Below are 19585 nucleotides of genomic sequence, written 5' to 3'. Positions count from 1 at the left end.
ACCGAAATCCCCCTCCCCGGACGGAGCGACAGCCATGACCTCCCGCGCGCGCCATGTCTCCGTCGCCATCGTCGGCGGTGGACAAGCCGGCCTCTCGGTCAGCCACCACCTCAGGCAGCGCGGCATCGACCACCTCGTGTTCGAGCGCGAGACGGCCGCCCACACCTGGAACACCCAGCGCTGGGACAGCTTCTGCCTCGTCACGCCGAACTGGCAATGCGATCTGCCGGGTCATCCCTACGACGGCCCGGACCCGGACGGGTTCATGCGGAAGGACGAGATCGTCGCCTACCTCGCGCGCTTCGTCGCCAAGGTGAATCCGCCGCTCCGCGAGGGCGTCTCGGTCCTGCGCGTCGAGCCCGCCCAGGGGGGCGGGTACGCCGTCCGGACCTCGGAGGGCGATTACACCGCCGATGCCGTCGTGGTCGCCTCCGGGGGCTACCTCAAGCCCATCATCCCCCGCATGGCCGAGAAACTGCCCGCTTCCCTCGTGCAGATCCACTCGAACCAGTACCGCAACCCCGCGCAATTGCCCGAGGGCGAGATCCTCGTGGTCGGCTCCGGGCAATCGGGATCGCAGATCGCCGAGGACCTGCATCTCGCCGGCCGGAAGGTTCATCTGGCGGTGGGCGACGCGCCGCGCTGCGCCCGGTTCTATCGCGGACGGGACGTCGTCGCCTGGCTCGCCGACATGGGCTATTACGAGATGTCGGTGGACCAGCACCCGCTGCGCGACGGCGTTCGCGACAACACCAATCACTACGTCACCGGCCGGGATGGCGGGCGCGACATCGACCTGCGCCGCTTCGCCCGCGAAGGGATGGCCCTCTACGGCGTGCTGGACGATTACGAAGGCGGCGCCCTGCGCTTTCGCGACACGCTCAGGGCCGCCCTCGACGGGGCCGACCGGACCTACAACGCCATCAACGCGGCGATCGACAAGCACATCGCCGAGACCGGGATCGCGGCGCCGGAGCAGGCGCCCTATAGGCCGGTCTGGGAGCCGGATGCGCCGGCCACCCGCCTGGCGCTTTCCGAAACGGGCATCGGCGCGATTCTGTGGTGCATCGGCTTCACCCCGGACTTCGCCTGGCTCGATGCGCCCGTCTTCAACGGCGCCGGCCACCCGAAACACCGGCGCGGGGTGACGGCCCAGGACGGCATCTACTTCGTCGGCCTGCCCTGGCTGCACACGTGGGGCTCGGGGCGCTTCGGGGCCGTCGGCCGCGACGCGGCGCATGTGGCGGACGCGGTTCGGGCGCAACTGGACCGGTCGTCGGCGTCGCCGCACCGTGCCGCCCGGACTGCACGATAGCATCGCCCAAAGCGGCCTTCGCCGCCGTCGCTCACTGATCGTCCGCCCCGCGTGAGCGATCGGCGGTCTGGCATCCGTCCCGGCCGACACGACCTGGGCCTACACGACCTGGAACACGGATTTCGGAAGACCGGTCGAGGAGACCTTCGCTTCGTGATAGGCCCTGCGGTACGGGCCGATTTCCAAGGTGTCCCATGTCCGAGACGTCGCAGGCGATCCGAGAGCCGGCGATCGGGGAACACGCCATCCATGACCTCGCCGTCATCGGCGGGGGCGTGAACGGCTGCGGGATCGCCCGGGATGCCGCCGGGCGTGGCGCCAGGGTGGTGCTGTTCGAGCAGGGCGACCTCGCCGGCGCCACCTCGTCGGCTTCGACGAAGCTGATCCACGGTGGCCTGCGCTACCTCGAGCATGGCGAGTTCCGCCTGGTGCGGGAAGCGCTGATGGAGCGCGAAAGGCTGTGGGACATGGCGCCCCACATCATCTGGCCGTTACGCTTCGTCCTGCCCCACGCGCCCGGCCTGCGGCCGGCCTGGCTGCTGCGCCTCGGTCTGTTCGTCTACGATCATCTCGGCGGGCGCAGAGCCCTGCCGGCGACCCGCGGCCTCGACCTGTCCCGGGACGAGGCGGGGCTCCCCTTGCGCCACGCCGCGCGCGGGTTCGAATATTCCGATTGCTGGGTCGAGGATGCCCGCCTGGTGGTCCTGAACGCGCAGGACGCGGCCGAGCGTGGCGCCGACATCCGGACCCGGACCCGCGTGACCGCGGCGCGACGGGTCGGCGACCTCTGGCATCTCGACACCCGCGCGGATGACGGCGCCGTGGGGCACGCACGGGCGCGCGCTCTCGTCAATGCGGCGGGCCCCTGGGTCGCACGGGTCCTCACGGAGGTCGCCGGCCGGAACGCGTCGGCGGGCGTGCGCCTCGTCCGGGGAAGCCATATCGTGGTGCCGCGCCTCTACGGGCACGACCGGGCCTACATCTTCCAGAACGGCGACGGGCGCATCGTGTTCGCCATTCCCTACGAGCGCGATTTCACGCTGATCGGCACCACCGACGAGGATCATGCCGGCCCGCCGGACGCGGTGCGCGCGAGCCCGGCCGAGATCGCCTATCTCTGCGCCGCTGCCAGCGCGTATTTCCGCGATCCCGTGCGCCCGCAGGACGTGGTCTGGACATTCTCGGGGGTTCGTCCCCTCTACGACGACGGCGCGAGCGCCGCGCAGGAGGCGACGCGGGACTATGTCCTCGACCTCGACGCCCCGCCGGGGCAGGCGCCCCTGCTCTCCGTCTTCGGCGGCAAGATCACCACCTATCGGCGCCTGGCCGAGCACGCCCTGGAGAAGCTCGCTCCGCACCTCACGGCTCTTGCCGGGCCCACCTGGACGGCCGGAGCCACCCTGCCGGGCGGCGATTTTCCCCGGGACGGAATCGGTGCGTTGTCGGCCGAGGTCCGGGCGGCCTATCCGTGGGCTCCGGCGACCCTCGTCGCCCGCCTCGTGCGCGCCTACGGCACGCGGGCCACCCGCGTCCTCGGGCGGGGCGCCAGCCTGGACCAGCTCGGGCCGGTCTTCGGCGCCGACCTGACCGGTGCGGAGGTCGACTACCTCATGGCGGCGGAATGGGCGCGCCGCGCCGAGGACGTGCTCTGGCGCCGGTCCAAGCTCGGCCTGCGCTTCGGCGCGAGCGAGGTCGCCGCCCTCGAATCCTACATGGCGCGTGCCCGTGTGGCCGCCTGACCCCGAAGGACTCCGCGCATGACCGCCTTCGTGCTCGCCATCGACCAGGGCACCACCTCCTCGCGGGCGGTGCTGTTCCGGCCGGACCTCTCCATCCTGGGGCTGGCCCAGGCCGAGATCCCCCAGCACTATCCGGCCTCCGGCTGGGTCGAGCACGATCCCGAGGACCTCTGGCTGAGCGTCCTCGACACGGTGCGGGCGGTCCTCGTCCAGACCGGCACGCGGGCGAGTGCGATCGCCGCCCTCGGGATCACCAACCAGCGCGAGACCACCCTCGTCTGGGATCGGGCGACCGGCCGGCCGATCCACCGGGCCATCGTCTGGCAGGACCGGCGCACCGTCGACCACTGCACGCGGCTGAAGGCGGACGGGCACGAGCCCCTGCTCACCCGCCGCACGGGCCTGATCCTCGACCCCTATTTCTCCGCCACCAAGATCGCCTGGATTCTCGATGCCGTCCCGGGCGCGCGGGCGCGTGCCGAGCGCGGCGAACTCGCGTTCGGCACGGTGGATTCCTGGCTGCTGTGGCGCCTCACCGGCGGCCTCCACGCCACGGACGCGACGAATGCGGCGCGCACGGCGCTGTTCGACATCCATCGCGGCGCCTGGGACGACGATCTCCTCGCCCTGTTCGGCATCCCCCGCGCCCTGCTGCCGGAGGTGCGCGACTGCGCGGGCGATTTCGGCCGCACCGACCCCGCCCATTTCGGGGCGGCGATCCCGATCCGCGGCGTCGCGGGCGATCAGCAGGCCGCGACGATCGGGCAGGCCTGCTTCGCGCCCGGCATGGTCAAGGCCACCTATGGAACCGGGTGCTTCGCGCTCCTGAACACGGGGAGCGAGGCCCGGGCCTCGTCGAGCCGCCTCCTCACCACCATCGCCTATCAGTTCGACGGGGTGCGGACCTACGCGCTCGAGGGCTCGATCTTCGTCGCCGGGGCGGCGGTGCAATGGCTGCGCGACGGCCTCGGTCTGATCCGGGACGCCGCCGAGAGCGGAATTCTCGCCGCCGAGGCCGATCCCGCCGCCAGGGTCTACCTCGTGCCGGCCTTCGTCGGCCTCGGCGCGCCGCATTGGGAACCCGACATGCGCGGGGCTCTGTTCGGGCTCACCCGCGACACCGGCCCGAAGGAGATCGCCTGCGCGGCGCTGGAGAGCGTCTGCTACCAGACCCACGATCTGCTGGAGGCGATGCGGGCCGATTGGCCCGAGGCCGGGGCCGGTCTGGTGCTGCGCGCCGATGGCGGCATGGTCTCCTCGTGCTGGACGATGCAGCGGCTGGCCGATCTCCTCGACGTGCCCGTGGACCGCCCGGTGATCCGCGAGACGACCGCCTTGGGGGCCGCCTACCTCGCCGGCTGGACCGCCGGGCTCTACCCGGACCCGGAGGCCTTCGCCGAGACCTGGCGCCTCGATCGGCGCTTCACGCCCGCGATCCAGGCCGACGAGCGGGCCCGCCGCCTCGCCGGCTGGCACTCGGCGGTGCGGGCCCTGCGCCACCAGGCCTGATGCGAATGTCCGCCCCGGCGCGGGCGGACTGCGTGTCAGACGTCCAGATTGGCGACGCTCAAGGCGTTGTCCTGGATGAACTCGCGGCGTGGCTCCACCACGTCGCCCATCAGCTTGACGAAGAGGTCGTCCGCGTCCTGGGTGTCCTTCACCTTCACCTGCAGAAGCGAACGCACGTCGCGGTCGAGGGTCGTCTCCCACAGCTGCTGGGCGGTCATCTCGCCCAGACCCTTGTAGCGCTGGAGCTGCAAGCCCTTGCGGCCGAAGGCCATCACCGCCTCGAACAGGCCGACGGGCCCGTGCAGGGTCGTCTCGTCGCCCTTGCGGGCGTAGGTCACGGGCTCGTGGTAGATATCGCGCAGGGCTTCGGCCCGGTCGGCGAGGCGCGTCGCTTCCTGCGAGGCGATCAGGGACGCGTCGAGGGTCGCGACCTGGCGCACGCCGCGCAAGGTCCGGCTCAGGACATAGCCGCCCTCGTGCACGGACCCTTCCCAGCCCTGCTCGATCTCGTCGGCGATCCGGTCGAGGCGCTGGGCCACCCGGCCTGCCAGCACCTCGGCTTCCGCCGCGTTCTCGTCGACATTGACCCGGAAGGCGCCGGCGATCATCGCCTGCTCGACCACGGCGCGGTCGTAGCGGGTGTGGAGCGCCTGCATCAATCCGCGGAACTGGCGCGCCTCCTCGACGAGCGTCTTGAGCTGCGGGCCGCCGAACTCGACCCCGGAGGCGAGGCGCAGCACGGCGCCCTCGACGCCCGCGTCGATGAGGTAGTCCTCGAGCGCGCGCTCGTCCTTGAGGTAGAGGTCGCGCTTGCCCTTCGAGGCTTTGTAGAGGGGCGGCTGGGCGATGTAGAGGTGCCCGCGCTCGATCACCTCCGGCATCTGCCGGTAGAAGAAGGTCAGGAGCAGGGTCCGGATGTGCGAGCCGTCGACATCCGCGTCGGTCATGATGATGATGCGGTGGTAGCGCAGCTTCTCCGCGTTGAAGCCTTCGCGATCCGTGGACGATCGCCCGATGCCGGCGCCGAGCGCCGTGATCAGCGTCCCGATCTGGTCGGAGGACAGCATCCGGTCGGCGCGCACCCGCTCGACGTTCAGGATCTTGCCCCGCAAGGGGAGCACCGCCTGGAAGGTGCGGTCCCGGCCCTGCTTGGCCGAGCCGCCGGCGGAATCGCCCTCCACCAGCAGGATCTCGCATTTCGAGGGGTCGCGCTCCTGGCAATCGGCAAGCTTGCCGGGCAGCGAGGCGATGTCGAGGACGCCTTTTCGGGTCACGGTCTCGCGGGCCTTGCGCGCGGCCTCGCGGGCGGAGGCCGCCAGGATCACCTTGCCCATGACGGATTTGGCCTGGGTCGGGTTCTCCTCGAGCCAGTTCGACAGGCCCTCGTTCAGCACGTTCTCGACGGCCGGGCGCACCTCCGACGAGACCAGCTTGTCCTTGGTCTGGGATGAGAATTTCGGGTCGGGCACCTGCACCGAGATCACGGCGGTCAGGCCCTCGCGGCAATCCTCGCCGGTCAGCGAGATCTTCTCGCGCTTGGCGATGCCCGACGACTCGGCATAGCCGGTGATCTGCCGGGTGAGCGCGGCGCGGAAGCCCGCCATGTGGGTGCCGCCGTCGCGCTGCGGGATGTTGTTGGTGAAGGGCAGCACCGTCTCGTTGAACGAATCGTTCCACCAGAGCGCCACCTCGACGCGGATGTTGTCGCGCTCGGCCCGCACGAAGACCGGCTTGGCGATCCCCTCGATGGGTTTGCGCGAGCGGTCGAGGTAGCGCACGAAGGCCTCGATCCCGCCCTCGTAGTAGAGCTCCTCGCGCTTGTGCTCGGCGTGGCGCGCGTCGGTCAGCACGATGCGGACGCCGGAATTTAGGAAGGCGAGTTCGCGCAGGCGCTTCTCCAGCGTCGCGTAGTCGAACTCGATCATCGTGAAGGTGTCGGTGGAAGGCAGGAACGACACCTCCGTGCCGCGCCGGCCGTTGCCGTCCGCCACCACCACGAGGGGCGAGACCGCGTCCCCGTGGCGGAATTCCATCGCGTGCTCCTTGCCGTTGCGCCAGATGCGCAGGCGGAGCCATTGCGAGAGCGCGTTGACGACGGAGACGCCGACGCCGTGCAGGCCGCCGGAGACCTTGTAGGAGTTCTGGTCGAACTTACCGCCGGCGTGGAGCTGGGTCATGATGACCTCGGCCGCCGAGACCCCCTCCTCCTTGTGGATGTCGGTGGGGATGCCGCGTCCGTTGTCGGACACCGTCACGGAGCCGTCGGCGTTGAGCATCACGGTGACGAGGTCCGCGTGGCCCGCGAGCGCCTCGTCGATGGCGTTGTCGACCACCTCGTAGACCATGTGGTGCAGGCCCGAGCCGTCGTCGGTGTCGCCGATATACATGCCGGGGCGCTTGCGCACGGCGTCGAGCCCCTTGAGGACCCGGATGGATTCCGCGCCGTAGGCATCGGCTGCGAGTTTATGGGAGCTGTCGGACATGGACTTCCTCGGGCAGGCGGGCGTTCGGGTCGGGCTTGTCTGCCCCAGGCCGGGCCCTTGCCGCCTGCGTTTCGTCTACTCACGCGATATAGGCGTTTCGCCTTGAGAATGCATCGTTTCTCGGCCCTTGAGGGCCGGAAACACCCGCATGATGCGCCCGGTCCTGTTAATCCCCGGTCAAGGCCGCTTCGGGGCCATGCGTAGCGTCCACCGACGTCCTCAATCCTGCAGGAACGGGTTCGTCAAACGCTCCTCGCCCAGCGTGCTGGTCGGTCCGTGGCCGGGGATGAAGGCGACGTCGTCGCCGAGCGGCAGCACCTTGTCCTTGATGGCCCGGATCAGCTGGTCGTGGCTGCCGCCGGGCAGGTCGGTGCGGCCGACCGAGCCCTTGAACACCACGTCGCCGACCAGGGCGAAGCGCGCGTCGCGGCTCATGAAGACGACGCTGCCGGGGGAGTGACCGGGGGCGTGCAGGATGTCGAAGGCCAGCCCCCCGACCTCGACCACGTCGCCCTCGGCGAGCCAGCGGTCGGGCGTCACCACCCGGGCGCCGTCGATCCCGTAATTGGCGCCCGTCTCCGGCAGGCTGTCGAGGAGGTAGCGGTCGGCCTCGTGCGGGCCCTCGATCGGGACGCCGAGGCGCTCGCGCAGCTCGGCCGCCCCGCCCGCGTGATCGATGTGGCCGTGGGTCAGCAAGATTTTCTCGATGGTGATGCCCTGGGCCGCGATCGCCGCCTCAATCCGGTCGAGGTCGCCGCCGGGATCGACCACCGCGCCGACCTTCGTCTCGTCCGACCAGATCAGGGTGCAGTTCTGCTGGAAGGGGGTCACCGGAATGATTCCGGCGCGGGGCGTTCCTGGCATCGCTGGTCTCGCGGGGATGGCGCCGCGACGGCGCGGGGTGGCGCCGGCAAGGCGCGGGAGGCCGTTCTCTAGCCCGAGATCGGCGCGGGCGCGAATCCGCCGCGCGTCGCGCGGGGCGCGTGGTCAAACTTCGGCCTCGCCACGGGGCTAGCGGAGTCTTAACCAACGGGCGGCCCCACGTTCCGGCCGGCTTCCCCTCCCCTCCCGGGTCCCTTGCGCACATGCTGAAAACCGCCTTCGTCGCCGCACGGGACCGGCAGCGCCTCGGGGAGATCGCCTCGGTCCTCATCGGTTTCGGCGTCACCAAGGTCGTGGAGCGCCTCGGCCTCGCGCAGGTGGCGCGCCTCGCCAAGCGTCGGACGCCGCAGGTCGACATCGCCCGCCTGTCGCAGCCCCAGCGCGTGCGCCGGGCCATCGAGACCCTTGGGCCGACCTTCGTGAAGCTCGGCCAGATCCTGGCGAGCCGGCCCGACCTCCTGACCCCCGAATGGACCGAGGAGCTGGAGAAGCTCCACAGTCAGGTCAAGCCGATCCCGTGGGAGCGCATCCGGCCCCAGCTCGAGGAGGATCTCGGGGCGCCGCCCGCCGAGGTCTTCGCCGAGTTCGACACCGAGCCGCTCGCCGCGGCCTCGATCGCGCAGGTCTACCGCGCCCGCCTGCACAGCGGCGAGGAGGTGGTGGTCAAGGTGCTGCGGCCCGGCCTGCGCAAGACCATCGAGGCGGACCTGCGCCTGATGGGGCACGCCACCCGCATCGTCGTGGACGAGTGGCCGGAATTCGGCCGCTACCAGCCCCAGGAGCAGATGCGCCACCTCGCCAGCGGTCTCTACGGCGAGCTCGACCTCATCAACGAGGCGCGCAACTGCGAGACCATCGCGGCGATCTTCGCCGACCGCGACGACATCGTGGTCCCGAAGATCCACTGGGAATGGACCTCCGAGCGCGTGCTCGTGCAGGAATTCGTGCACGGCATCCCGCCCAACGATCACGCCCGCCTCGATGCCGCCGGCTACGACAAGGTGCTGCTCGCCCAGAAGGGCACCGACGCCTTCCTGCAGATGGCGCTGATCGAGGGCGTGTTCCACGCCGATCCGCATCCCGGCAACATGCTGATCATGCCGGACAACCGGATCGGCTTCATCGATTTCGGCATCATCGGGCGCCTGTCCCAGCGCCGCCGCACCCAGCTCCTGATGCTGATCGGCGCGATGCTGAAGGAGGATTCCGATGGGCTGATGGCGGTGCTCCTCGACTGGAGCGGATCGAGCAACCCGGACCTGACCAAGCTCGAGGCCTCCTCGCAGGCGTTCGTCGCCCGCCACACCGGGGCCTCCCTCGATTTCGGCGCGCTCCTCACCGACTTCATGACCATGGCCCGCGAGAACGACCTCGCCATGCCCACCGATCTCGCCATCCTGTTCAAGGGCCTGGTGACCGCCGACGGCGTGATGCGCCAGCTCGACCCCGGCTTCGACCTGTTCTCGGCGGCCGGGCCCACGGTGAAGCGCAAGATCGCCTCGCAATTCTCGATCAAGGGTATCACCCGCAAGGTCGAGGCGGTGGGCGCCGGCCTGTTCGGCGCCGCATCCGAACTCCCGACCCTGATCCACCTCATGCTGGTGCGCCTGAAGCAGGGCCGCGTCACCGTCGAGATCGAACTCAAGGGCATCGAGAAGCTGACCCGTGGCATCGAGCGCGCCGCCGCCCGCATCGCCGTGGCCCTCATCGTGGCCGCCTTCGCGACGCAGCTCGCGCCCCGCTTCATGGATCTGGGCACGCCGGCCTTCATCACGGTGGGCGCGGTGGTGTGCGTGATCGGGATCGGCTGGCTGGTGCTGCTGGGGCGCAACAAGTAGCCGGGGCCTACGGAGGCGCGACGGCGCCCGGTTCGCAGGGGTGCACGGTGGAGTAATCCATGGTCGCGTGCGCTTTCGACAGATCGTGCGCATTCTGGAGGTTGAGCCAGAAGAGCGGCGATGTTCCGAACCGAACGCCCAGCCCGATGGCGATGTCGGCTGTGATGCCGCGCCGCTCCTGGATGATTTCGGACAGCCGGTTGGGCGGAACGCCGATCTCCGCCGCCACCTGCCGGGCGGAGAGACCGAGCGGTGTCAGGTATTCCGCGATCAGGATTTCACCGGGATGTGTGCGAACGCGGGGCATGGTCGGTCTTCTCCGTCGTGCCCGAAGGGTATCGATAAGGTCCAAATTCTACGGTCCCGACCCGGTCCGTCGCAACGTCGAGACCGTCGCGCGTCCTTAAATCAGCCGCCTTGTGCGCCGCATCTGCCGCGCTTCGGCCCGTGGTCCGGGTTATGACTGCGATGCCCCTCCGCGACACGTTTCACCTCCCGGTATCCCGGCCCGCATGAACATCATCCTGATCAAGCTGTTCGCCACCGCGCTGACGCTCAGTCAGGTCACGACGCGGCCGGATGCGGTGAAGACGCAGTTCGATCCGGTGGCCGACAAGGGAGAGGTCGTGCAGATCCTGCGCGACGGCTGCGCCCACATGCGCAAGGCCTTCGACATCGAGGACATCAACCTCGACGAGTTGATCTCCACCGCCATGGAGGACCCTTCCGCCATGGCCGGCGCGAGCGCGCCGAAGATCCTGCACGGGCTCGATATCGGCGAGCTCAACATCGGCTACCGCCAGTTCTGCAAGGGCGAGACCCCGAAGGATTCGCCCTTCGACGCGGGCGAAGTCATCGCCTTCTACAACAAGGCCCTGATCGACCTGCCCTCCGCCGAGGCCCTGAAGGAGCGCAAGCTTCCCGGTGCCAGCCTCATCCTCGACGGGGCGGGCAAGCGTTACGCGGAGGCCTTCGAGGCCAATGGCCGGCGCCTCAGCGTTCCCATCGCCGAGGTGCCCGCGATGGTCCAGAAGGCCTTCGTGGCGGCGGAGGACAAGCGCTTCGAGAGCCACAAGGGCATCGATGAGCGCGGCGTGATCCGCGCCTTCATCGGCAACCTCGCCTCCCCCGGCCGCCCGGCCGGCGGCTCGACCATCACCCAGCAGGTCGTCAAGAACCTGTCGGTGGGCGACGACGTCACCTACGAGCGCAAGATCCGCGAGATGATCGTGGCCTCCCGCCTGGAGCACATCCTGGGCAAGCCGCAGATCCTGGAACTCTACCTCAACGGCATCTATCTCGGGCGCGGCGCCTACGGCATCGAGATGGCCGCGCGCAGCTATTTCGGCAAATCGGTGGGCCAGCTCAGCGTGACCGAGGCCGCTCTGCTCGCCGGCATGCCCAAGGGGCCGAACTTCTACAACCCCGACAAGTACCCCGACCGGGCGCGCGAGCGCCGGGCCTATGTGCTGGCGCGCATGAAGGAGGAGGGCGTCATCACGGAGGCGCAACTCGGCGAGGCGGCCAACGCGCCCCTGGGCCTGAAGCCCATCGAGTCGGCGCGGCGCGATTCCGGCTTCTACTTCGTCGACCATCTCGCGCGCGAGGTCCGCACCTTCGCGGGCGTCGAATCGCTCACCGCCGCCAGCCACGTGGTGCGGACCACCCTCAATGCCGGCCTGCAGACCGCCACCGAGACGGCCCTGCAGGAGGGGCTCGCCACCTACGAGCGGTCCACCGGGCGCCAGCGCTACGAGGGGCCGGAATTCAACCTCGCCGAGGCGGTGCGCAAGCTCGAGGGCGCGACACCGGCCGCAGAGGCCTCGCCGCTGGGCGTGCCCCTCCTCGTCGGCGACGCGCCCAAACCCGTGCCGGCGCCGAAGACCCGCGCCGAGCGCAAGGTGGCGGCGGCCGCCGAAAAGGCCTCGGCCGCCATCGAGCGCCCGAAGCCCACGTGGCAGCGGGCGCTGGAGACCGCCCGGCCGGTGCTCTACGACGTGCACTGGCCGCTCGCCGTGGTGCTCGACACGGGGCGCGGCGGCGCGGCGAAGGTCGGCCTCGCGGATGGCCGCACCGCCAGCCTGGAGCCGGGCCCCGCCCGCGGAAGGCTCCAGCCCTACGACGTGGTGCGGGTCAAGCTGCGCGACCCGAGCGCCCGCACACCCCGCGCGGATCTGCGCGTCCGGCCGAGTGTCCAGGGCGCCGCCCTGGTGCTGGAGAACCGGACCGGACGCATCCTCGCCATGGCGGGCGGCTTCTCCTACCCGCTGAGCCAGCTCAACCGCGTCACCCAGACCGTGCGCCAGCCGGGCTCGACCCTGAAGCCGCTGACCTATCTCGCGGCGTTGAACGCTGGGCTCCAGCCCAACACCCTCGTCATGGATTCGGCCATCACCCTGCCGCCCATCGGCGGGGTCGGCGATTCCTGGTCGCCGAAGAACTACGAGGGCGGCGGGGCCGGCGCCACGACCCTTCGGCGCGGGCTCGAATTCTCCAAGAACCTCGTCACCGCGCGCCTCCTCCAGGGTGGCATCGCCGACAGGGCGCCCGCCAGCCTGCAGAAGGTCTGCGATCTGGCATTGGAAGCGCAGATCTACGCCGAGTGCGAGCGCTACTACCCCTTCGTGCTCGGCGCGCAGCCCGTGCGGATGGTGGATCTGGCCGCCTTCTACGCGGCGGTCGCCAACGAGGGCGCCCGTCCGGCCCCCTACGCCCTGGAATCCGTCGAGCGGGACGGCAAGACCCTCTACACCCGAGAGGCGCGGGCGCCGACGCGCATCGCATCGGCCGACCGCGTCGCGTTCTACCAGCTGAAGACGATGCTGCAGGGCGTCACCAACCACGGCACCGCCGCCGCGCTCAGCCGCTTTTCATCGGCGATCGCGGGCAAGACCGGCACCTCGGAGAACGAGAACGACGCCTGGTTCGCGGGCTTCACCAACGAGATCACCATCGTGGTCTGGGTCGGCTACGACAACGCCGACGGCACCCGCCGGACGCTCGGGCGCGGGCAGACCGGCGGCCACCTCGCGGTGCCCATCGCCGGCACCATCCTGCAGGCGGCCTGGGCCAACGGGGTGCCGCGTACGCCCCTGGCTGCGCCCTCCCCCGAGGCGCGCCCGTACCTCGCCGATGTCAGCATCGACCCGCGCAGCGGCGAACGGGTCGAGGGCGGGGGCTTTCGCGAGCACTTCCGGATCAAGGACGGCCGCATGGCCGATACCCAGTACCAGCTCCTGCCGCGCGAGACCCGCACGGCGATGCGCCCGGATGCCGACGATGGGGATCTCGGCGCCGACGAGACCGCACCCGACGTCGCCGGCGGCCTCTTCGGCGATCCGGCCCCCGGCCGGCGCGCGCAGCCCGATTCCGACCTCCTCGATCCCTTCGGGGAGCGGCGCAGCCGCCGGGCGCAAGGGGAAACCTACCAGCCCTGGCCGGGCACGCAGCGCTCGCCCTTCGGTGACGACGAGGAGGTCCGCCCGCGTCCGCGCCGCCGCGACCCCGACTACCTGTTCGGGGACGATCCCCGCTTCTAGAGCCGGGTTCGCCCCACCACCCTCCCGTGGAATTTCGAGGCCTCGACGTGCACAGCCAAATTCCGGCGACCCTTCTTCTCGCCCTGGTCCTGACGGGGATGGCCGCGCTGCGGCCGGCCCAGGCCCAGGAGGGCATGAAGCAGCAGCCCCCCGCGACCCCGGCCGGCGCCGACCGGATCAAGGACGTGCCGGCCATCGAGGCCGCCGGTGTCACGGGCCTGAAGCCCGGCACCATCCTGTTCACGGATCATCGCGACGACCCGGCCAAGCCCGAGAGCGGCCTCGTTCCGTATCTCGACTGGGGCCGCCTGCGTCCGGGCGAGCGCGCCGCCCTGGCACCCCACCCGGCCTATGCCGAGCCCGACTACATGCAGACGCTGAACGGGGTCGCCAAGCGCCGGCACGAGACCCTCAAGGTCTACGTGGCGCAGGGGCGTTTCGTGGTGAACAAGGCGCCCGAGAGCATCGATCTGGCGTCCTACGCCACCCTCGGGTTCGTCGCGAAGATGGACCCGGTGATCAAGCACAAGGCCCTCGACCCCGCCGAGGCCACGCCGAACAAGGACCCGGCCGCCGCCTTCGCCAAGCGGCCCGACCGGCCCTGGTGCGAGGCGGGGACCACCTGCATCGAGTCGCGCTACGACCTCGAGGGCAAGCTGCCGCTGGGCGTCAAGCTCGCCAACCGGCTCGAGGACGGGGCCACGAAGAAGATCGCCGAGTTCGTCTCGTTCCAGAGCGAGCTGCGCACCCTGCCGTCGGCGGACGCCGGAGCGCTCGCCGGGTTGACGAAGCTCGACACCCCCGTGACCGGCGGGCTGGAGCAGACGATCTTCTGGGTCAACCAGATCCTGCGCTTCGGCAAGTTCCTGGCGGTGTTCCAGCCGATGCCCGGCGATCCGAGCCGGACGGTGGTGACCACCTACATGGCCCTCGCGATCAAGGCCGACGTCCTCGACCGCAAGCAGGAATATGCCCGCGTGCCGGTGCTCAAGAACCTGCTGCCGGCCCAGGTGCTGATGGGCAATTCGTCGTTCAACACCGGCACCTCGATCAGCGCCGGCCTGCCGACCTACGCCCGCAACCGCATGATCGCGTTCGCGGACGCCCTGGCGAAGAACTGAGTTCTTCCGCGCACGTCACCCGGGTCTCTCGCCAGATCCGCGCGACGGCGTCGCCGGGCGGATGCCGGCTCCACTCAGTTTCCGCGGCTGGCGATCGAGGGCATCGAGGGCTGGGTGAACTGGCGGTTCACGTCGCGGCGGGTCTGGGTGCCGTTGGTGTCGTTGGAGCGGACGTAGTTGCTGGTGTCGAAGGCGTCCGAGACCCCGCTGCGGCCGCTCGGGCTGTCGCTGTTGCAGGCGCACAGACCGGCCACGAGGGTGGTCGCGAGGACGATGGGGCGAAGGCGCATGGGTCGGGATCCTGGTGGCGAGGTGTCGTCCGTGGTGCTGCGGAGTGCGCGGCCGCGTCAAGCGCAAGGCTAACGAATCGTCGCCGGTTCCCGGCGGAGTGATGTCGCTGCGCCACGAAAACGCTCACCACCTCGGGAAGGATCGGGCCGTTTTAGGGTCGAACATGTGGAATCCCGATCCCCGCAGGCTGGCGCTTTGCCCGCGAACACGCGAGACATGGTGCCAATGAGCAACGTGGTTCCCTTCCTCCGACGCCCCCCGGCCCCGCCGGTCGCGGTCACCGACGTGGTGGCGGTCGCCGACGACCTCTTCGCGCTCCTGGAGCAGCTGGAGGTCGTGAGTGCCCGGGCCGCCGCGATGGGGCGCCCGGCCCGCGAGGTCGAGCGCACGGTCCAGAACCTCCTCGACGCCGTGACGGCCGTGGAGCGTGCCCTCGACTGCATCGGCGAGGGTGACGAGGCCGGACAGGCCTGAGCTTCGTCGGCGACCTCGAAGGCGGTCCCATGACATCGCGATGAGGTATTTTCGACGTTTGTCGCGCCGAGCCTGCGCGCGACCCATGAATTCGCCAAAATTGTCTCAGTTATGTCTATTTATAGACAGACGGCCGCGACGGCGATGCGCTACAGGCCGAAGAGACAGACGGTGAACACAGCGCGTCCCATGGCTTTGGCCCCAGGCCTGCCCGTTCCGGGCAATCTTCTCCTCGACGGCTTGCGGCCCGAGGACCGGGCGTTGCTCGATCCACATCTTGAATTTTCCGCTTGCCGGCGCGGCGAGACTTTGTTCGAGGTCGGTACCTCCGTCACCACCATTGCGTTTCCTTGTGAGCAGACCGTCGTCAGCTTGATGGTGGTCATGCGGGATGGCCGCAGCGCCGAGACGGCCACTGTGGGCCGCGAGGGCGCCGTCGGCGGGGTCGTCAGCAGCGGTTTCCTGCCGGCCTCGACCCAGGCCGTCGTCCAGCTCGGCGGCCCGATACTGCGCCTCGATGCGGCGCGTCTCCAGGATGCCAAGCGCCGTTCGCCCGCCCTGCGCAACCTGTTCACCCGCTACGGCGATTGCCTGCTGGCCCAGGTGCTCCAATCGGTGGCCTGCAACGCCCTCCACCCCATCGAGGCGCGCTGCCTGCGCTGGCTCCTGACCTTGCAGGACCGCATCGGCGGCGAATCGCTGCCGGTGACGCACGAGCTGCTCGCCGCCATGCTCGGTGTGCAACGGACCTACCTGACCCGCATCCTCAGCGCCCTCCAGCGGCAGGGCCTGATCGAGATCGGCCGCGGCCGCATCATCATCCGCAGCCGGCTCGATGCCGAGGCCGCGGCCTGCGAGTGCCACGGCGTCGTCCGGCGCCATTACGAGGCGGTGCTCGGGGCGATCTACGGCCTGGATGGCCAGCTCCTCGCGGTGGAAGCGCCGCCCCAGCGGCCGGGACCGGAGGCGCTCTGGGCTTTCGCCAATTCCGAGCCGGCCTGATTGCCCCAGTCCCGGCCTCGGCCCCGCCCCGACCGCTCCATGACGACGCCAGCCGCAGACGGGCCGCAGGGCATGCCGCAGGGCGGCTCAGAGCCGGATGCGCTGCTTTCGCCGGAGCGTGGCGCCCCGGCGGGCGTTCGCGTGCCGCCGAACGAGGACACGCTCCTGCTGCGGCTCGCCGTCGAGGCCACCGGCATCGGGATCTTCGACTACGACGTCGAGACCGGTACCCTGAACTGGGATGCGCGTGCCCGCGCGCTGTTCGGCATCGGCCCGGAGGCGCCCCTCACCTACGCCCAGACCTTTCTGCCGGCCCTGCACCGGGACGATCGCGCCCGGGTAGACGCGGCCCTGCGCGCCGCCCTCGATCCGGCGGGACCGGGCACGTTCGATTGCGAGTGCCGCATCGACGCCGCGGGCACGCCGCGCTGGCTCGCGGCGCGGGGCCAACTGGTGACGCGGTCCGGCCGCCCCATCCGCCTCGTCGGCACGGTGCGCGACATCACCGAGACCAAGACCGCCGAGATCGCCCTGCGCGCCACGGAAGAGCGCTACCGCCTGGTGGCGCGCGCCACCAACGACGCGATCTGGGACTGGGACCTCGTTGCCGACACCATCCTGTGGAACGAGGCCCTGACCACCGCCTATGGCTGGACGCAGGACCGGATCGAGACCACCGGCACCTGGTGGCTCGCGCAGATCCACCCGGAGGATCGTGCCGCCGTGGAGGCGGATATCCGCGCCGTGATCGCGGGCGGGGGGGAGGATTGGCGGCACGAGTACCGCTTCCTGCGGGCCGACGGCTCCTATGCCGACGTGCTCGACCGGGGCTACATGGTCCGCGACGCCGCGGGCGCGCCGGTGCGCATGATCGGCGCGATGCTCGACATCACCGAGCGCAACCGCGTCGGAGCCCAGTTCCGCGCGGTGTTCCAGGGCGCCAATATCGGCATCGTCCAGTTCGATCCGCGCACCGTGCGGGCGTTCGCGGTGAACGCCAAGCTCTGCGAGATCTGGGGCGCCCCCGAATCGGAGATCCTCGGGCATTCCCTCGCGCGCTGGACGCCGCCGGAGGACGATACCGAGCGCGCCGCGCTCCACGCGCGCCTGTCCTCCGGTCAGACCATGCAGCTGCGCCTGGAAAAGCGCTACCGGCGCATGGACGGGCGCATCATCTGGGCCCGGGTCAACCTCGTCTCGCAGAGCCTGGGCGACGACGTCCACGCCACGGCGATGATCGAGGACATCACCGAGGAGAAGCGCACGGAATCCCGGCGCGAGGCGCTGATCGCCTTGAGCGACCGGCTGCGCGACCTGAACACGCATGCGGACGTGGTGGCGGCCACCACCGAGGGCCTGGGCCGCACCCTCGGGGTCGCCCGCGCCGGCTACGTCCAGGTCGATCCCGGCGGGGCGATCGTGGCGATCACCCCGGACTGGACGGCCCAGGAACCGACGCAGGGGCCGGGGACGCCGGGGCTGCTCGGCGCCGCGCGCACGACCCTGGCGGCGAGCCTGACCCGCCTGGGGCGCGGCGAGGTTCTCAGCGTGGCCGACATCGCCGCCACGCCGGAGCGCGTCGACGATCCGGTGGCCTATGCCAGGCTCGGCCTGCGTTCGGTCATCAAGGTGCCGGTCCTGCGGCGCGGCCGTCTCGTGGGCATCCTCTACGCCCTCGACGACAGCCCGCGCGACTGGAGCGCGGGCGAGATCGCCTTCGCCCGCGAGGTCGCCGAGCGCGCCTGGGGCGGGCTGACCCGGATCGAGGCGGACGAGCAGCAGCGCATCCTCAACCGCGAGCTCAGCCACCGGCTGAAGAACACCCTGTCGATGGTCCAGGCCATCGCCTCGCAGACCCTGCGCAACGTCACCGACGTGGAGGCGGCCAAGGAGGCCCTGGCCGCCCGCCTCATCGCGCTCGGCAAGGCGCACGACATCCTGCTGTCCGGCGCGCACGAGAGCGCCGAGATCGAGGCGGTGATGCAGGGCGCCCTCGCGATCCACGACGACCGCCAGCCCGGCCGCTTCCGCTTCTCCGGCCCGCCCATCACCCTCGGGGCCAAGGCCGCCCTGTCGCTCGCGCTGATGCTGCACGAACTGGCGACCAACGCGGCCAAGTACGGCGCCCTCTCGGTTCCCGACGGCCGCGTCGCCCTCGATTGGAACCTGGAGGCGGGTTCCACCGGCCTGACGGTCCGGATGTCCTGGTCGGAGACGAACGGGCCCGTGGTGACGCCGCCGTCGCAGAAGGGCTTCGGCTCGCGGCTGATCGAGCGCGGGCTCGTCGGTGCGGTCGGCGGCGCGATCAGCCTCGACTACGCGCCCACCGGCCTCGTCTGCCGCGTGGTGGCCCCCCTGGCCGGCTTCCAGGGTAATTCCTGATCCGGGTTCGATCGCGATCGCTTCCGACAAGCGTGATGATTTCCGACAAGCGTGTGCCGGAACACGCCAGCAGCGGCCGAACCGGCGGATTCCGGCGGCGTGCACGAAGAACTGACGGGCTGTGCGTAACCCCCGCATTGCCGCTGCACCGCACCCTGGGGTAGAGGGCCCGAGCATGTGGACTCGCCTTGCCCATCCCGGCCATTTCCTGCGCTGGACGCAGCCCGTGATGCCGTGGCTCGCCGCCTTGTCGGGGCTGCTCCTCGCCGCCGGCCTCTACCTCACCTGGTTCGTGGTGCCGCCCGACTATCAGCAGGGCGAGACCGTGCGGATCATGTACATCCACGTGCCGGCGGCCTGGCTCGGGGTGTTCTTCTACGGCGCCATGGCGCTCTCGGCGCTGGGCACCCTGGTCTGGCGCCATCCCCTGGCCGACGTGGCGCAGCGGGCCGCTGCACCGATCGGGGCGGCCTTCACGCTGATCTGCCTCGTCACAGGCTCGCTCTGGGGCAAGCCCATGTGGGGCACCTATTGGGTCTGGGACGCGCGCCTGACCTCGATGCTGGTGCTGTTCCTGATCTATTGCGGCATCATCGCCCTGTGGCGGACGATCGAAGATCCGAACCGGGCCGCCAGGGCCATCGCGATCCTGACCCTCGTCGGCGCCGTGAACCTGCCGATCATCAAGTTCTCGGTGAACTGGTGGTCGACGCTGCATCAGCCGGCTTCGATCATGCGGATGGGCGGCTCCGCGATCGACCCCAGCATGCTCTATCCGCTCCTGGAGATGATCCTCGCCTTCACCCTCCTCGGGGTGACGCTGCATCTCGCCGCCATGCGCACCGAGATCCTGCGTCGCCGGGTCCGCACCCTGACCATCCGCGAGGCGGAACGATTGGATGCCGGAGCCGTGCCGGCACGCGGCCCGTCAACTGCGCCCTCCCCCATCGGCCAGGCGATCCAGGGCCTGTGAGCGCGATGCCCCTCCGTGTGCCGCCGCGTTTGCGCGC

General features: G+C 70.4%; 14 protein-coding genes. 10 read left to right on the top strand and 4 right to left on the bottom strand.

What is annotated here, in order from left to right; translation table 11 throughout:
• Nucleotides 1-34: 34 nt before the first annotated feature.
• The 3 genes from JWQ05_RS13715 (at nucleotide 35) to glpK (ending at nucleotide 4563) form a co-directional block, all read left to right on the top strand.
• Nucleotides 35-1315, top strand: a complete 1281-nt coding sequence (locus tag JWQ05_RS13715; RefSeq protein WP_299659140.1) for an MSMEG_0569 family flavin-dependent oxidoreductase — start codon at nucleotides 35-37, stop codon at nucleotides 1313-1315.
• Between the two features lie 194 nt (nucleotides 1316-1509).
• Nucleotides 1510-3054 (top strand): glycerol-3-phosphate dehydrogenase, encoded by a 1545-nt coding sequence (gene glpD / locus JWQ05_RS13710; protein ID WP_299659137.1) that lies wholly within the window; start codon nucleotides 1510-1512, stop codon nucleotides 3052-3054.
• A gap of 18 nt (nucleotides 3055-3072) precedes the next feature.
• Nucleotides 3073-4563, top strand: coding sequence for a glycerol kinase GlpK (gene glpK, locus JWQ05_RS13705; protein WP_299659134.1), 1491 nt, complete (start codon nucleotides 3073-3075; stop codon nucleotides 4561-4563).
• A gap of 35 nt (nucleotides 4564-4598) precedes the next feature.
• On the opposite strand, the gene gyrB is transcribed toward glpK, so the two are convergent.
• Entirely contained in the window at nucleotides 4599-7046 is a 2448-nt protein-coding gene (gene gyrB / locus JWQ05_RS13700) for a DNA topoisomerase (ATP-hydrolyzing) subunit B (protein ID WP_299659131.1), read from the bottom strand.
• 219 nt (nucleotides 7047-7265) lie between these two features.
• Entirely contained in the window at nucleotides 7266-7910 is a 645-nt protein-coding gene (locus JWQ05_RS13695; RefSeq protein ID WP_299659129.1) for an MBL fold metallo-hydrolase, read from the bottom strand.
• Between the two features lie 221 nt (nucleotides 7911-8131).
• Between JWQ05_RS13695 and JWQ05_RS13690 the strand changes: the two genes are divergently transcribed.
• Nucleotides 8132-9766 carry an AarF/UbiB family protein gene (locus JWQ05_RS13690; protein WP_299659126.1) on the top strand — a complete coding sequence of 545 codons (1635 nt, stop codon included), beginning with the start codon at nucleotides 8132-8134 and terminating at the stop codon, nucleotides 9764-9766.
• Between the two features lie 7 nt (nucleotides 9767-9773).
• Here JWQ05_RS13690 and JWQ05_RS13685 read toward each other — a convergent pair whose 3' ends face one another.
• Nucleotides 9774-10073: a HigA family addiction module antitoxin gene (locus JWQ05_RS13685; RefSeq protein ID WP_299659123.1), complete on the bottom strand. Its 300-nt coding sequence runs from the start codon at nucleotides 10071-10073 to the stop codon at nucleotides 9774-9776.
• A 205-nt stretch (nucleotides 10074-10278) separates the two neighbouring features.
• On the opposite strand from JWQ05_RS13685, the gene JWQ05_RS13680 reads away from it, so the two are divergent.
• Complete coding sequence (locus JWQ05_RS13680; RefSeq protein ID WP_299659120.1) at nucleotides 10279-13305, top strand: transglycosylase domain-containing protein; 3027 nt, start codon at nucleotides 10279-10281, stop codon at nucleotides 13303-13305.
• Nucleotides 13306-13439: 134 nt separating this feature from the next.
• Nucleotides 13440-14426: a hypothetical protein gene (locus JWQ05_RS13675; RefSeq protein WP_299659169.1), complete on the top strand. Its 987-nt coding sequence runs from the start codon at nucleotides 13440-13442 to the stop codon at nucleotides 14424-14426.
• 74 nt (nucleotides 14427-14500) lie between these two features.
• Here JWQ05_RS13675 and JWQ05_RS13670 read toward each other — a convergent pair whose 3' ends face one another.
• Nucleotides 14501-14716: a hypothetical protein gene (locus JWQ05_RS13670; protein ID WP_299659117.1), complete on the bottom strand. Its 216-nt coding sequence runs from the start codon at nucleotides 14714-14716 to the stop codon at nucleotides 14501-14503.
• Nucleotides 14717-14942: 226 nt separating this feature from the next.
• Between JWQ05_RS13670 and JWQ05_RS13665 the strand changes: the two genes are divergently transcribed.
• The 4 genes from JWQ05_RS13665 to JWQ05_RS13650 all read left to right on the top strand — a co-directional run bounded on the left by JWQ05_RS13665 (nucleotide 14943) and on the right by JWQ05_RS13650 (nucleotide 19548).
• Nucleotides 14943-15191: a hypothetical protein gene (locus tag JWQ05_RS13665; protein ID WP_299659114.1), complete on the top strand. Its 249-nt coding sequence runs from the start codon at nucleotides 14943-14945 to the stop codon at nucleotides 15189-15191.
• Nucleotides 15192-15380: 189 nt separating this feature from the next.
• Nucleotides 15381-16193, top strand: a complete 813-nt coding sequence (locus tag JWQ05_RS13660; protein WP_299659111.1) for a Crp/Fnr family transcriptional regulator — start codon at nucleotides 15381-15383, stop codon at nucleotides 16191-16193.
• Between the two features lie 39 nt (nucleotides 16194-16232).
• Nucleotides 16233-18575, top strand: a complete 2343-nt coding sequence (locus JWQ05_RS13655) for a PAS domain S-box protein (RefSeq protein ID WP_299659107.1) — start codon at nucleotides 16233-16235, stop codon at nucleotides 18573-18575.
• Nucleotides 18576-18750: 175 nt separating this feature from the next.
• On the top strand, nucleotides 18751-19548 hold the full coding sequence (locus tag JWQ05_RS13650) for a heme ABC transporter permease (protein WP_299659104.1): 798 nt from the start codon (nucleotides 18751-18753) through the stop codon (nucleotides 19546-19548).
• The last annotated feature ends 37 nt before the right edge of the window (nucleotides 19549-19585 follow it).

Origin of the sequence: Methylobacterium sp., from assembly GCF_028290105.1 — a bacterium.
Taxonomy (GTDB): domain Bacteria; phylum Pseudomonadota; class Alphaproteobacteria; order Rhizobiales; family Beijerinckiaceae; genus Methylobacterium.
Note: the sequence above shows the minus strand (reverse complement) of the source record. Positions and strands in the feature narration are given on the sequence as shown.